This window comes from Arthrobacter sp. MA-N2 (genome assembly GCF_000517125.1).
Classification (GTDB): domain Bacteria; phylum Actinomycetota; class Actinomycetes; order Actinomycetales; family Micrococcaceae; genus Arthrobacter; species Arthrobacter methylotrophus.
In genome coordinates this window covers 3,530,296-3,544,144 of record NZ_KI912155.1, presented here as the reverse complement: position 1 = coordinate 3,544,144, position 13,849 = coordinate 3,530,296, and the positions used below count along the sequence as shown (strand labels likewise).

Genomic DNA, 13,849 nt, shown 5'->3' with positions numbered 1-13,849 from the left:
TCTCCTTCGGCGTTCACACCAAGCTTAAGTCCTGCGGTCCCATGGAATGTGCAGCGGATTCGTCGGCTGGATGCGCCTAGGATTTCCCCGTGAGTGTCAGGATGATGAGGACACAATTGAGGCCCACAATGAGTGCCGCGCTGGTCCATCCGGCAATCTTCAATGCCGTTGAATCGGTGTGGATGCCCATGATCTCGCGCTTTCCGGTGAGCCGGATCAACGGAATCAAGGCGAAGGGAATGCCGAAGCTCAACAGGACCTGGCTCAGCACGAGTGCAAGGGTGGGTTCTATGCCCGCGCCGAGGATGACCAAGGCCGGGACCAAAGTGACTACCCGGCGAATCACCAACGGTACGCGGATCTTGAGGAGGCCACCCATGACTGTTGCTCCGGCGTAGCATCCAACGGATGTTGAAGCCAGTCCCGAGGCCAGCAAACCGACGCCGAAGGCCGCGCCGATGACCGGGCCAAGCGCCGAAGTGACTGCGGCATGTGCCCCAGCGATGGTGTCGGTTCCCTCGACTCCCCGCAAGCTGGACGCGGCCAAGAGGAGCATGGCGATGTTCACTGCCCCGGCCAGCGCCAAGGCCCCCACGACGTCCACGCGCGTTGTCTTGATGAGCCTCGTCCGCACGGCTGGATCGTCCGAGAAGCCATGCCTGTCACGTGCCAGGGCCGAGTGCAGGTAGATGGCATGCGGCATGACCGTGGCGCCGAGCATGCCTGCAGCGAGGAGGACGGTATCCGTACCTTCGAAACGCGGCACCAAACCTGCCAAGACACCCCCGGTCTCCGGAGGATTGACGAAAAGCCCCGAAACGAAACCGATGGCGATGACCGCCAGAAGCATCATGATCGCGTATTCGAAGGACTTCTGGCCGCGTGAGGACTGCAGCCCCAACAGCACCATGGACGCGAGCCCGATGATGGCCCCGCCCATGAGGAGGGGCAGCCCGAAGAGGAGGTTGAGGGCCACGGCGCCGCCAATGACTTCTGCCATGTCGGTAGCCCCGGCAACCACCTCAGCCTGAACCCAGTACAGCCTGCGACGGCGGGTTCCCAGCCTTTTGCCGAGTAGTTCCGGAAGGCTGTGCCCGGTGGCCAAGCCCAGTTTTGCCGACTGGTATTGCACCAGGACCGCCATGATGTTTGCTGCAACCAAGACCCACACGAGCAGGTAGCCGTAGTTCGCGCCGGCCGTCAGGTTCGCCGCGACGTTTCCCGGATCCACATACGCGATCGCGGCCACGAAAGCCGGCCCCAACAAGAGCAGCCGGGACCGCCATCGGGACTTGACCGCTAGTTGCTCGACAATCGTTGTAGCCATGGTTTCCTCAACATCGGGGATGTGCACATGATGAGGATACCGTTAAGTTAGGCATGCCGAAAAGAAGGTTTTAGGCATCCCATAGTTAGCCCCGCCCAACTAACTCGCACTTGTGGTCGTTTTCGGGGCTGAGAACGACAACAAGTGCGAGTTAGTTGGGTTCAGGCGTGGGTAGGTTCTTCGACCAGCGCGGTGGCGATGCTGTCGGCATCCTCGAGGGCGGCGAGATACCGCTCGGCATCCAGGGCCGCGGCGCATCCTGTGCCGGCCGCTGTAATGGCTTGACGGTAGCGATGGTCCACCGCGTCTCCGCAGGCGAAGACTCCGGAGAGGTTGGTGACGGTGGTAGGGGAGTCGACCTTGATGTAACCCTCGGCATCGAGCTCCACCTGCCCCGCAACAAGAGACGTCCGGGGGACATGTCCAATGGCCACGAATATGCCCGTAGCCGCAAGTTCGCGCGTTTCACCGGTGCGCGTGTCCGTCAATGTCAGGCCAGTGACCTTGGGGTCGCCGTGAATGGCGCTGACGACCGAATTCCATGCGAAGCGGATTTTCGGATTGTCCTTGGCCCGCTGGGCCATGATCCGGGAGGCTCGGAGCTCTCCTTTTCGCACGACGACGGTCACCGTCTTCGCGAAGCGCGTCAGGAACGTCGCTTCTTCCATGGCCGAGTCTCCGCCGCCCACCACGACAATGTCCTGTTCGCGGAAGAAGAAGCCGTCGCATGTGGCGCACCACGAGACGCCGTGTCCGCTGAGCTTTTTCTCCTCTGGCAGGCCGAGTTCCTTATAGGCAGAGCCGGTCGCGAGGATCACGGCCGGTGCTTCATGGGTGTCGCCCGATCCGGTGACCACGCGCTTGAGGTGCCCGGCCAAGTGGACTTCCGTGGCGTCGTCGAACACTATCTTGGCGCCGAAGCGCCCGGCTTGCTCCTGCAGCCCGTCCATGAGGTCCGGGCCCTGGATGCCGGCGGGGAAACCGGGGAAATTCTCCACCTCAGTGGTGTTCATCAGCGCACCGCCGGCGGTGACCGATCCGGCAAGGACCAAGGGGCTCAGACCCGCCCGGGCGGCGTAGATCGCGGCGGTGTACCCGGCAGGTCCGGATCCAATGATGATTAGCTGCTTTTTGCTCATAGACAAGTGCAACAAGGACGAGGACTTCAATCAAGGGCTCGTCAATCCCAGCGCATAATGGGTGAATGTTCACCGAAGCCGAAGCCGAAGCCGAAGCCGTCCTGATCCGGCCCATGAAGCTGGACGATTGGCCCGAGGTCAGCGCGATCTTTATGGAGGGGATCGAGACCGGGCAGGCTACGTTCGAAGCGGCCGTCCCGGAGTGGGAACAATTCAACACGGGCCGCCTCCCGGATCATCGCTTCGTTGCCGAACTGGCGGGCCAAGTGCTGGGGTGGACGGCGGTTTCGGCGATATCGGCCCGCCCGGCATATGCCGGCGTCGTCGAACACTCCGTGTATGTCGCCGGGTCTGCGCGCGGACAGGGCGTTGGAAGCCTGCTCCTGAAAGCTCTGGCAGCATCCACCGAGCGGCATGGAATCTGGACCATTCAGTCCAGCATTTTCCCCGAAAACCAGGCCAGTATCCGTCTTCATCTGGCCCAGGGCTTCAAGATCGTCGGCCGACGCGAACGCATCGCACGCATGAGCGCCGGGCCGCTGGCCGGCCAATGGCGCGACACCTTCCTGCTTGAACGCCGCTCATCTCTGCTTTGATTTCGGAACCTGCGGGTCCCACGCCCGCTACCTGGGCGGGCCCTGCTGCGCACGGACGACAAAATGCTCAACCCGACGGTCCGGAACCAACCAGATCAGTGCCACCACCGTGTACGTGGCGACGGCGAGCAGCGGCTGAACGAAGCAGAGGCCAAGCCCGGCAAGGTAGATCAGGGGCGAGGTCTTGCCCTTCCAGTCCCGGCCAAGCGCCTGAGCCAGCGCACCTTGCCTGCCCTGCTGACGGATCAACGACTGCTGCAGGACGAAGTAGGCAACTGCCGCGCAGAGCAGGTTGAACCCATAGGCCAACACCGGGACTTGCGCGAAACCGGACTCATCCATCCACCGGGTGCTGAACGGGAAGAGGGACAGCCAAAACAACAAGTGCAGGTTCGCCCAAAGGATCGCTCCGTTGACCCGATCGGCCAAGTGGATCATGTGGTGGTGGTTGTTCCAGTAGATCCCGACATAGACGAAGCTGAGCAGGTAGCTAAGGAACGTGGGGAGAACACTGAGGAGGCCATTCCAGCTCGGTTCCGGCGGCACGCGCAGCTCAAGGACCATGATGGTGATGACGATCGCGAGGACGCCGTCGCTGAATGCCTCGAGCCGGTTCTTGTTCATCGGGTTGCCTTCATGAGCACATCATCGTTGCTGCGGCCTCGAGTCGCCAGACGGTACTCCAAGGGGCCGCCGCGCTCCGGAACCGGATGACCGTGTCCCGAAATGACCGTGTCCCGAATTGACACTGTCCCGAAACGACCCTGTCCCGAAGCGCAGCGGCGAAACTTCGGCTTAGACCAGCGTCGACACGTCAATAACGAAGCGGTACCGCACATCGGAGGCGAGCACCCGCTCGTAGGCGCCGTTGATCTTGTCGGCCGGGATGACCTCGATCTCGGCGCCAAGCCCATGTTCGGCGCAGAAATCGAGCATTTCCTGGGTCTCCCGGATGCCCCCGATCGCGGATCCGGCGAAGGACCGCCGTCCCGTGATGAGCGAGAAAACGTTGACCGGCAGCGGTTCCGCCGGGGCCCCCACATTCACCAGCGCGCCGTCGAGCGTCAGCAACTGAAGGTAGGAGCTGATGTCGATGGGGGCGCTGACCGTGTTGATGATCAGGTCAAAGGTTCGAGCGAGCTTTTCGAAAGTGGCCGGCTCGCTCGTAGCGAAGTAGTGGTCAGCGCCCAGTCGCAGGCCGTCTTCCATTTTCTTCAGCGATTGGGACAGTACCGTGACGTCGGCGCCCATGGCGTGTGCCAGCTTGACGGCCATGTGGCCCAGCCCGCCGAGTCCGACGACGGCGACCTTCTTGCCCGGGCCGGCACCCCAATGCCGAAGCGGCGAATAGGTGGTGATTCCTGCGCACAGCAGGGGAGCGGCGGCGTCGAGCTCGATTCCTTGTGGGATACGCACGACGAAGTCTTCCGTCACCACGACGTGCGTGGAGTAGCCGCCTTGGGTGATGGTCCCGTCGCGGTCTACGGCGCCGTAGGTGCCGGTCATGCCTTTGAGGCAGTACTGCTCCTCGCCCTTGCGGCAGTTCTCGCATTCGCGGCAGGAGTTGACCATGCAGCCGACGCCGACCCGATCGCCGATCGCGTGCTTGGTGACTTCGGAGCCGATCGCACTGACAATTCCGGCGATTTCGTGGCCCGGGGCGAGAGGGTAGGACTGCGGTCCCCAATCGCCGCGGACGGTATGGATATCTGAATGGCAAATGCCTGCGTACTTGATCTCGATCAGCACGTCATGGGCGCCGACGTCGCGGCGCTCAATGGTGGTGGGGACGAGGGGTTCGTTCGCCGAAGGGGCGGCGTAAGCGTTCACGGAAAACATGTTTCTCCTGTTGGTGGACGGAGGTTTGGTGTTCGCGGTGTCTGGCGCGACGGCCCGTTGGGGGCAGCTGGCTCCGGGGTTCAGAGCGGCACTATCCATCAAACAGGAGATTTCCGACGTGAGGGAGGCCCTGTTGGTAGGGGTACTGGCAGGGCCTCCCTCACGCAGCTGCTAGCTGTTACCGAGGAAGATGGGGTTCGTCAGTGCCGCCATGGGGCCGAGCGGAATGACCGTACCCATCTCCGTCCCGCTGCCGGAGGTGCCGTCGATCTTCGGATGCCTGACCTCTACACGCACGTACGCGGCGAGCTGCGGGGTGGTAATCCACGTGCTTGTTCCTTGGCCGGACGCGGGAAGCGTGACCTGCTGGGTCTGTCCTTCATCCGTGATGAAGCGTACGACGCCGTTCGGCACGCCTGTGATTTTCGCCGTCACCGTGACCGGCGTGTCTGCCGCGACGTTGAGCCGGTCTCCCACGGAGGCGCTCTTTCCGCCGGACTTGACCTGGAAATCCACCGAGATGTCAGCGGACTCGGCGATCCAGTTCCGTCCGTTACGGATGCCGTCCAGCAGGGCATCGCGGGACAACGCCGTGGCGTTGACCACGTTGTGTGGGAGTCCGATGACCTGCGGAGCGCTGTGGGCGTCGCTGTTACCCATGGCCGGGAGCCAACGGCCACCCGTTCGCGCGGAGTGGGCCAGCATCGAGTCCCAGGTGTTGACGGAGGACTCGTCGTCCAGGGTCCAGGGGCCCGTCCATACCTCGACCGCGTCGGCGTCGTCATAACCGAATTTCCAGCGGCAGGCGACGTAGGGGCAATAGGGGTGGGCCGGGACAACGATTCCACCGGAGGCGCGGATCCTTTGGGCTTCCTTCTCGAATCCCTTGTCTCGGGCCCGGTAGCGCCAGTCGATCCATTCGCCCGGCTCCAGGCCGAGGGCGAGGTAATGGCCGTTCCGCGTGGTGACTTCCTCGCCCGTGAGGATGAGCAGGTCGTTGCCGGCGAGAGGCCCCCACACCCCGTGCGACGCGGGCGTGTTGTGGTCTGTGGAGATCATGAAGTCGAGACGCGCGGCACGTGCGCCCGCTGCGACCTCCTCGGGGGTGCGCTTTCCGTCCGAGTAGACCGTGTGCAGGTGGGCATCGCCGCGGTACCAGGCCGCGCCGCGGCCCGCGATCTGCTGCGGCGGGTACTGGGGCGTGTATGGCGTGCCGTCGGGTCCGTACTCAAGGGTGACGTTCACGGTGTAGTCAAGTCCTTGCTCGGCAACCTGATAGGGGCCGAGGACAATGTTCCATGTGCCTTTTCCGATGGAACCCGGCAGGTAGCCCGGCGTCGTATCGCCCCCGGCGCTGATACTGAATTCTGTCCGGAAACCGCCTGACCAGCCACGGAAGCCCTTGCCTGCGAGGTCGGTGCCTTTTTCATCGAAGATTCCGATGTCGCACGCATTGCCTAGAAGCCCGGGGGCCACCTGGGGTTTGCTGTAGGTGTAGGAAACGCTGATCTTGTTGACACCTGCCGGGACGTCGACCGGCAAATACACGAAGTCCGCGGTTCCGGGCTCAAGGTGGCCGGTAATTGTTTTGGTCTTGCTGGTTCCGGTCGCGGCTGCCGCGAAAGACACCGGCGCGAGGGTCAAAGCGGCGCCGGTCAATGCAGCGGCCAGAAAGCCGCGCCGGGAAGGGGAGAAAGAGACATTGTCGCCCGCATGGGCTTTGCATGGTGAAGTCACCCGCTCGATGATGCCGACGGTTACTGAACAGTAGGGAAAGCGAGTGAGAACGCCTCATGAAACCATGTCAGAAGCAAATCGTGTCCGACTAGTGGACCCGCTCAGCCTTGACCCCCTGCCGCAAGATCCATTTTCATCCCGCAGCCATCGGTCGTCTGGTGACAGTCGCCCTCGGCGCTTCGGCGGCTTTTGCAGCGGCGGCCTCGCGGGAAAGGAATGCTCCGAGCTCACCGATGGTGCTCATCAGGGGCGCAGGGAAGACCACCGTGGTGTTCTTGTCCACGCCGATCTCCACCAAGGACTGCAGATTGCGCAGTTGCAGGGCCAAAGGGTGGGCCATCATGGTGTCGGAGGCCATGCCAAGTGCTGCGGCGGCCAGGGACTCGCCTTCGGCGGCAATGATCTTGGCGCGCTTCTCACGCTCTGCCTCGGCTTGGCGGGCCATCGCGCGCTTCATGCTGTCCGGCAATTGGATGTCCTTTAGTTCCACGAGGGTCACTTCGACGCCCCATTCCAATGTCAGTCCATCCAGAATCTGACGGATGTTGGCATTGATGACATCCGTTTCTGCGAGTGTCTCGTCGAGCGTGTGCTGCCCCACCACCTTGCGCAGCGTCGTTTGGGCGATTTGGTCAATCGCGGAGTAGACGTTTTCGATGGCGAGCACGGACTTGATCGCGTCCACCACCCGGAAATAGGCGACGGCGGAAATGTCCAGGCTGACGTTGTCCCGCGTGATGATGCCTTGGGATTGGATGGGCATGGTCACGATCCGCAGGGAGACTTTCCGCAGCCGGTCGACGAACGGGATGATGATCACGAGTCCCGGGGTCTTGAGGCCCTGGACCCTTCCGAGCCTCAACAGGACACCACGCTCGTACTGCGTGACAATGTGGACAGCCATCGAAAACCAGATGACCAGCAGGACAATCAAGACAATCAACCAGGTGATGGAGTCCGCTGTCATGGCCGCTCACCTGCTTCGCTGCTAGGTGCTGACACGTTCATGGCGGGGATCCTTCGGGGGTTGCAGTGTTGCTGAAGCGGGAGGCCTGATCCCGCACGATGTGAAAGGAGCGCCCCAAGCGGGACGTTCCTTTCACCCTTGTGGACTAGACCCTTTCGCGGGTCCGGTCGATCACCGGTTCCGGATCGTTCGTGAACTCACGATGGCGGCGTGGGAATTCCCAGAACTTGAAGTCCTTGGCGTCCACCTTGGGCTCAGGGCGTTCCTCGGGTTCCCGTGAGGCATCTTTCCTGGTGTCCCGCTGGAAATCCTTGCTGTACCCGTAGCACATCACTGACCTCCTTCTAGCGACTGCCCTTTAATCGTCCTCCCGATCGGGCATGCAGTCCACCTTTCACGCACCTGTTCCGCATGTATGCACAATGGAGGGGTGAATTCCCCAACCGTCGCCCGGGACGCCGCGCCTACTTGCCGCCTTTTCGACCTGGAATCCATCGGGGCCGGGCTGGTTTTCGCAGACTCCTTGGGGGAGCTCACCCAGTCGTTGGCTGCAAGCGGGTCCGTGGGAACCGCCGTCGTTCAGGCACCTCCGGGGACCGGAAAGACGACGCTTGTCCCGCCGCTGCTCGCGAACATCGCCGCTGGCGTGGCGAGCGGGGACGAACGTCCCCGCATCGTGGTGACCCAACCACGCCGGGTCGCTGCCCGTTCCGCCGCACGGCGCCTCGCCGCCCTTGACGGCAGCCGCCTCGGTGACCGCGTCGGGTATACGGTGCGGGGAGAAAGCAAGACGAGCCCGGGAACCCTCATCGAGTTCGTCACTCCGGGGATCCTCTTGCGTCGCCTGCTCGCGGATCCGGGCCTCGAAGCAACAAGCGCCGTGATCCTTGATGAGGTCCACGAACGCGGCCTGGAGACAGACCTGCTGCTCGGAATGCTCATCGAGGTCCGTGAACTGCGGGACGACCTCACCCTCGTGGCGATGTCGGCAACCCTTGACGCGCCACGGTTCGCTTCCCTGATCGGAAAGCACGACGGCGGCGGGCCGGCACCGGTCGTCGACTGTCCATCCGCGCTCCACCCCCTGACCGTCGACTGGGCGCCCGCGGCAGGTCCGCGGATGGACGGACGCGGCGTGACGCGCCCCTTCCTGGACCATGTGGCGGACACGGCCGCGGCGTCGCACGCGGACACACTCGCAGCTGATCCGGACATCGACGCCCTGGTGTTCGTCCCTGGTGCGTGGGAGGTCTCCTACGTCGCTTCCCGGCTCCGTGCCCGCCGGGCCTCGAGGGTACCGGACGCGGAAGTATTGGAGCTTCACGGACAGGCAAGCCCGGCGGAACAAGACCGGGCTGTTTCCGGCCGGAATCCCGGCGACCCTCCCCGCATCATAGTGTCGACTGCGCTCGCCGAATCATCCCTGACGGTTCCGGGAGTGCGGTTGGTTATCGACTCGGGTCTGTCCCGGGAATTACGGCGTGATTCCAACCGCGGCATGTCCGGCCTGGTCACGGTCTCCTGCTCCCGCGCGTCCGCCGAACAGCGAGCCGGACGCGCGGCACGCCAAGGCCCCGGGCGCGTGGTCCGCTGCTACGAACAAATTGCCTTCGCTGCCGCGCCAGCCCACCCCACACCGGAAATTGCGTCCGCGGACCTCACAGGCGCCGCGCTGGTCCTGGCCTGTTGGGGATCACCCGGTGGCAGGGGACTGGCACTTCCGGACGCCCCGCCGCAAGCCACGATGGATGAGGCCATCGAAGTGCTCCGGGAACTCGGAGCGGTTTCGCCGGACGGTCTTGCCACCGAGCTGGGAAAGACCCTGGCCAGGATTCCCGCTGACCCACGCCTGGCCCGCGCCTTACTGGATGGCGCCGCCACGGTCGGTCATCGTACGGCTGCCGAAGCGGTCGCCCTCGTGGCAGGGGACCAGCGTGCTCCCGGAGCCGATTTGACGCGCCTTCTGGCCACGCTCAGGGCAAGCAAGGACCCCGGGGCCAGGCGTTGGGCGGAGGATGTCCGACGCCTGGAGGCGATCGCGCGGCAGGAGAGGTCCGCCGTCGTACCCTCCCTGCCCACGCCGGTGAACTCGTCATCCCCGGCGAGCGCCGCTGAAGCCTTGGGGTTCGTCGTCGCGCTCGCGTTTCCGGCCCGCGTGGCGCGCCGCGTTCCGGGGACGGGGCCCGAGCGCTACCTGCTGAGCTCCGGCACGCGGGCCGGCCTGCCATCCGGCAGTCCCCTCGCCGGGCACGAATGGCTCGCGGTGGCCGAAGTATCCCGCGCGGGCGGTCGGGATGCCGCAGGGACCGGTGCCGTCATCCGTTCGGCCGCGCCGGTGGCTGCGGACACCGCGGAGGCTGCCGCGAGCCATCTCCTCCTCGATACCGTGGAAGCAGAATTCACGCAGGGCCGGGTGACTGCCCGGCGCGAACGGCGACTGGGGGCGATCTTACTTTCGTCCACACCGGTGAGGCCCTCCCCGGACGAAGGACGCGCCGCCGTGGCGCGCGCCTTGGCAAAGGAGGGTTTGGGCACCATCGGGTGGTCGGCGGCCGCGGATTCCTTGCGTCGGCGCCTCGCCTTGCTGCACCGCGAACTGGGTGCTCCTTGGCCGGACGTCTCCGAGCCGGCGCTGCTGGCCCGGCTGGACACCTGGCTGGCACCCGAGCTTGAAGCGCTCGCCGGAGGAGCGGGGACGAACGGGATCCACTTGACCGAACCGCTGCAGCGGCTGCTGCCGTGGCCGGAGGCGGCACGTCTTGGCGAACTGGCGCCGGAATGGCTTGAGGTGCCGAGCGGTTCGCGGGTGCGAATCGACTATCCGGACGTAGCGGACGACGGCGGGCGGCCGGTAGTGGCGGTCAAGCTGCAGGAATGCTTCGGCTGGGCTGAGTCGCCCCGCGTTGCGGGCGGCCGGGTGCCTGTGCTGTTCCACCTGCTTTCCCCGGCCAGGCGAGCGCTCGCCGTGACAGACGACCTGGCTTCCTTCTGGTCCGGCCCCTATGCGCAGGTACGGGCGGAAATGCGGGGCCGCTATCCGAAGCACCCCTGGCCGGAAGACCCTTGGACTGCGCCCGCCACGGCCAAGACCAAACGGAAGATGTGACTTCGGCGAGGCAGAAGACAGCGGGCTGCGGTTCCAGCGGTCTGAAAGGCATTCACAGGCTTCTTCTCTAGGATGCCACGGTGATGAACATGGAATTGCGTCCTGCTGACCTGGTCAACGATTGGTGGCAAGCCGTGCTGCGGGGATTCACCACGGCAGAGGTCCCGAGCATTTCGACGCCTGTTGTCTTGGGGATACTCGCTGCGGCCGTCGTACTGAGTATCCCGCGCGTCACATGGCGCTGGTTCGGCCTCTATGTGACCTTCGTGCATGAACTGGGTCATGCGTTCGCCGCTCTCATGACGGGGCGCGTTGTCCACGGGCTTCGGATTGGACTCGACCACTCCGGGCAGCTCCTGAGCAGCGGGCGCGGCAAGTTCGGCGCCGTCTGGTCCGGGTTCTGGGGCTATCCCTGCCCCGCGGTGGTGGGCGTTGCCCTCATCTGCTCGGTGTCAGCGGGACGATCGGGCGCGGCCATGTCCATCGGCGCGTTGGTCCTGCTGCTCGCGCTGATCTTTCTCCGGAATTTCACCGGTATCTTCGTCGCGCTCTGCAGTGCGGCGATCGCCCAGTTGCTCGTCATGTTCGCCAGCGCCTCCACGGTGAGCCACGTGGTGCTGGGGCTCGGCATCGCCCTGGAGGTAGGCGCAATTCGGGATTGGTTCAAGGTCGCATCAGTCCACACCCGGCGTCGGGACCGGCTCGCGTCCTCGGATGCCTACATTCTGGCCCGTTCCACCGGCGTGCCGTCGTTGCTGTGGCTCGTCGCTTTCGCAGTGGTCATCGGAGCAAGCGCGGCCTTGTCAGCTCGTGTGGTGTGGGGCATGCTCGCCTAGCGGCCGGCACCGGGGTTTCGGCATAGTCTGCCTGCCTTGCTCTTGCCGTGCGCCGGTGGAGGGTGTGGAATCGGTTAGCAAGGGACGCGGGGGACTCGGCTGCTATTCCAGGAGGTGCTCATGTCGGTGAAAGGCTCAGGCAGTGCAACGAAGGGGGCGAACCGGACCAACCCCGATCTTCGGCGCGCGGACCCTTCCTCGGCGGCGGCCGCGCGGCCCGAAAACATCCGCAATGTCGTCTTGATTGGCCGCTCGGGCGCGGGGAAGACCATGCTGCTCGAGTCTCTGCTCTACGCCACCGGCGTCGTCACCCGCATGGGTTCGATCGTTGAAGGCACCACGGTGAGTGATTCGGAAGCAACGGCCATCCACCAGCAACGATCCATCGGACTCTCAGCAGCGCCGCTGGCTTTCGATGACATCAAAGTGAATCTCCTCGACACTCCGGGCTACGCCGATTTCATGGGCGAATTGCGTGCGGGGCTGCGGGCGGCGGACGCGGCGCTGTTCGTTGTGTCGGCCGTGGAGGGCGTCGACGCCGGAACCACCTCACTGTGGAACGAATGCGAGCGCGTCGGAATGCCCCGTGCGGTGGTGATCAGCCGGCTTGATCACCCGCGGGCGAACTACGACGCCGTCCTCGCCGAGTGCCGCGGGGCGTTCGGTGATTCAGTCCTGCCCCTTCATTTGCCGGTGCGGAAAGGGGACACAGTCTCCGGATTGCTCGGTCTGCTTTCGGGGTCGGTTTCGGAGTACACCGCCGGGGATCCACGGCCCGCAGTTCGTCCCGCGACGAAGGAGGAACTAGCCAGCTCGGACGGTATCCGAGGTGAGCTGATCGAGGGCATCATCTCCGAGAGCGAGGACGAGACGTTGATGGAGCGCTACCTCGGGGGAGAAGAGGTCCCCCTCGAGACCCTCGTGGAGGACTTGGAGACCGCGATCGTCCGCGGGACCTTCTTCCCTGTGCTGGCAAGCTCCTCGGCAACCGGAGTGGGCACAGCCGAGTTGCTGGAGGTACTGACCAGGGCGTTTCCGGCTCCCACGGAGCGGAAACTGCCCACGGTAACCGACCTGGGCGGGACGGCAGCCGCACCCTTGACCTGCGATCCGGACGGCCCGCTCCTGGGCGAAGTGGTGCGGACTACCGTTGACCCGTTCCTGGGGCGTGTGTGCCTGGTCCGGCTCTTCTCGGGAACCCTTCGCGAGGACTCGGCCGTGCACGTAGGCGGGCATGGGCTGGCTGAAAGAGGCCACCCCGACCACGATAGCGACGAGCGGATCACCCACCTGTATTCGCCGTTGGGGTCCAGCCTTCGTCCGGTTCCGTTCGCAGTAGCCGGGGACATCTGCGCGCTCGCGAAGGTGGCGAGCGCCGAAACGGGAGACACCGTTTCCGCCCGCGAGGCTCCGCTGCTGGTGGAAACCTGGGACATGCCCGAGCCGTTGATGCCGGTCGCGATCGAAGCGGCCTCGCATGGCGATGAGGACGCACTGTCCAAGAGCCTGGCCAAAGTCGCGGCAGGAGACCCGACTCTGCGGGTCGAGCGCAACGCTGAAACACACCAGCTGGTCTTGTGGTGCATGGGGGAGGCGCACTCGGAGGCGGTCCTGGACAGGTTGCGCGAACAAGGAGTGAAGCTGCAAACGGTGGACGTCATCACGCCGCTGCGCGAGACATTCGCCACACGGGCCACCGGCCACGGGCGCTATGTCAAACAATCGGGCGGCCACGGGCAATACGCGATTTGCGATATCGAAGTGGAACCGCTTGACCGCGGGGCAGGATTCGAGTTTGTCGACCGGATTGTGGGCGGGGTGATTCCCGGAACGTATGTGGTTTCGGTCGAGAAAGGCGTCCGCGCGCAGATGAACAAAGGGGTGCGGGCCGGGTTCCCGGTGGTGGATATCCGGGTGACTTTGGTCGGCGGCAAGACCCACAGCGTCGACTCTTCGGACGCGGCGTTCCAGGCCGCGGGCGCGCTCGCCTTGCGGGAGGCTGCCGCCGCGGGCAGCATCCAGCTTCTGGAACCGATATCGGCCGTGGCCGTCCTCGTCGCCGATGATCACGTAGGGGCCGTCATGAGCGACTTGTCCTCCCGCCGCGGGCGTGTCACGGGAACCACCTCCGTAGGCGGGGAAATTACCGAGATCAGTGCGGAAGTTCCGGAACAGGAATTGCTGCGGTACGCGATCGTGCTGCGGGGACTGACCGCCGGCAGTGGTCGATTCCGCCGCGAGTACTTGCGGCACGAGCCGCTGCCGCCGGGGATCGCTGTTGCCGCGAAGGCTTAATGCCTGC

General features: G+C 64.7%; 11 protein-coding genes. 4 read left to right on the top strand and 7 right to left on the bottom strand.

What is annotated here, in order from left to right; translation table 11 throughout:
- Positions 1-76: 76 nt before the first annotated feature.
- Entirely contained in the window at positions 77-1,327 is a 1,251-nt protein-coding gene (locus A3M3_RS0117325) for an Nramp family divalent metal transporter (protein ID WP_028267394.1), read from the bottom strand.
- Positions 1,328-1,488: 161 nt separating this feature from the next.
- Positions 1,489-2,466 carry a thioredoxin-disulfide reductase gene (gene trxB / locus A3M3_RS0117320; protein WP_028267393.1) on the bottom strand — a complete coding sequence of 326 codons (978 nt, stop codon included), beginning with the start codon at positions 2,464-2,466 and terminating at the stop codon, positions 1,489-1,491.
- A gap of 65 nt (positions 2,467-2,531) precedes the next feature.
- Between trxB and A3M3_RS0117315 the strand changes: the two genes are divergently transcribed.
- Positions 2,532-3,062: a GNAT family N-acetyltransferase gene (locus A3M3_RS0117315; protein WP_051423246.1), complete on the top strand. Its 531-nt coding sequence runs from the start codon at positions 2,532-2,534 to the stop codon at positions 3,060-3,062.
- 27 nt (positions 3,063-3,089) lie between these two features.
- Here the strand turns inward: A3M3_RS0117315 and A3M3_RS0117310 are convergent, their stop codons facing one another.
- The 5 genes from A3M3_RS0117310 to A3M3_RS0117285 form a co-directional block, all read right to left on the bottom strand.
- Complete coding sequence (locus A3M3_RS0117310) at positions 3,090-3,686, bottom strand: TMEM175 family protein (RefSeq protein ID WP_028267391.1); 597 nt, start codon at positions 3,684-3,686, stop codon at positions 3,090-3,092.
- Positions 3,687-3,857: 171 nt separating this feature from the next.
- On the bottom strand, positions 3,858-4,901 hold the full coding sequence (locus A3M3_RS0117305; RefSeq protein ID WP_028267390.1) for an NAD(P)-dependent alcohol dehydrogenase: 1,044 nt from the start codon (positions 4,899-4,901) through the stop codon (positions 3,858-3,860).
- Between the two features lie 171 nt (positions 4,902-5,072).
- The gene (locus A3M3_RS0117295; RefSeq protein ID WP_197023287.1) at positions 5,073-6,638 is read right to left on the bottom strand and encodes a CehA/McbA family metallohydrolase; all 1,566 of its coding nucleotides are present in this window, start codon (positions 6,636-6,638) and stop codon (positions 5,073-5,075) included.
- A 133-nt stretch (positions 6,639-6,771) separates the two neighbouring features.
- A complete protein-coding gene (locus tag A3M3_RS0117290; RefSeq protein ID WP_028267388.1) occupies positions 6,772-7,605 on the bottom strand; it encodes a slipin family protein in 834 nt (277 codons plus the stop codon).
- 145 nt (positions 7,606-7,750) lie between these two features.
- Positions 7,751-7,936: a hypothetical protein gene (locus A3M3_RS0117285; protein WP_028267387.1), complete on the bottom strand. Its 186-nt coding sequence runs from the start codon at positions 7,934-7,936 to the stop codon at positions 7,751-7,753.
- Positions 7,937-8,035: 99 nt separating this feature from the next.
- On the opposite strand from A3M3_RS0117285, the gene hrpB reads away from it, so the two are divergent.
- The 3 genes from hrpB (at position 8,036) to A3M3_RS0117270 (ending at position 13,842) form a co-directional block, all read left to right on the top strand.
- Positions 8,036-10,711, top strand: a complete 2,676-nt coding sequence (hrpB, locus tag A3M3_RS0117280; RefSeq protein WP_028267386.1) for an ATP-dependent helicase HrpB — start codon at positions 8,036-8,038, stop codon at positions 10,709-10,711.
- Positions 10,712-10,794: 83 nt separating this feature from the next.
- Positions 10,795-11,547 carry a M50 family metallopeptidase gene (locus A3M3_RS0117275; protein ID WP_231497348.1) on the top strand — a complete coding sequence of 251 codons (753 nt, stop codon included), beginning with the start codon at positions 10,795-10,797 and terminating at the stop codon, positions 11,545-11,547.
- A 120-nt stretch (positions 11,548-11,667) separates the two neighbouring features.
- Entirely contained in the window at positions 11,668-13,842 is a 2,175-nt protein-coding gene (locus A3M3_RS0117270) for an elongation factor G-like protein EF-G2 (protein ID WP_028267384.1), read from the top strand.
- The last annotated feature ends 7 nt before the right edge of the window (positions 13,843-13,849 follow it).

What these genes read in the sequence shown, in the direction of transcription:
- A3M3_RS0117325 (WP_028267394.1), bottom strand. Translation starts at nt 1,327, where the DNA reads ATGGCTACAACGATTGTCGAGCAACTAGCGGTCAAGTCCCGATGGCGG.
- A3M3_RS0117290 (WP_028267388.1), bottom strand. Translation starts at nt 7,605, where the DNA reads ATGACAGCGGACTCCATCACCTGGTTGATTGTCTTGATTGTCCTGCTG.
- A3M3_RS0117270 (WP_028267384.1), top strand. Translation starts at nt 11,668, where the DNA reads ATGTCGGTGAAAGGCTCAGGCAGTGCAACGAAGGGGGCGAACCGGACC.
- A3M3_RS0117310 (WP_028267391.1), bottom strand. Translation starts at nt 3,686, where the DNA reads ATGAACAAGAACCGGCTCGAGGCATTCAGCGACGGCGTCCTCGCGATC.
- A3M3_RS0117305 (WP_028267390.1), bottom strand. Translation starts at nt 4,901, where the DNA reads ATGTTTTCCGTGAACGCTTACGCCGCCCCTTCGGCGAACGAACCCCTC.
- A3M3_RS0117285 (WP_028267387.1), bottom strand. Translation starts at nt 7,936, where the DNA reads ATGTGCTACGGGTACAGCAAGGATTTCCAGCGGGACACCAGGAAAGAT.
- A3M3_RS0117315 (WP_051423246.1), top strand. Translation starts at nt 2,532, where the DNA reads ATGTTCACCGAAGCCGAAGCCGAAGCCGAAGCCGTCCTGATCCGGCCC.
- A3M3_RS0117275 (WP_231497348.1), top strand. Translation starts at nt 10,795, where the DNA reads ATGAACATGGAATTGCGTCCTGCTGACCTGGTCAACGATTGGTGGCAA.
- trxB (WP_028267393.1), bottom strand. Translation starts at nt 2,466, where the DNA reads ATGAGCAAAAAGCAGCTAATCATCATTGGATCCGGACCTGCCGGGTAC.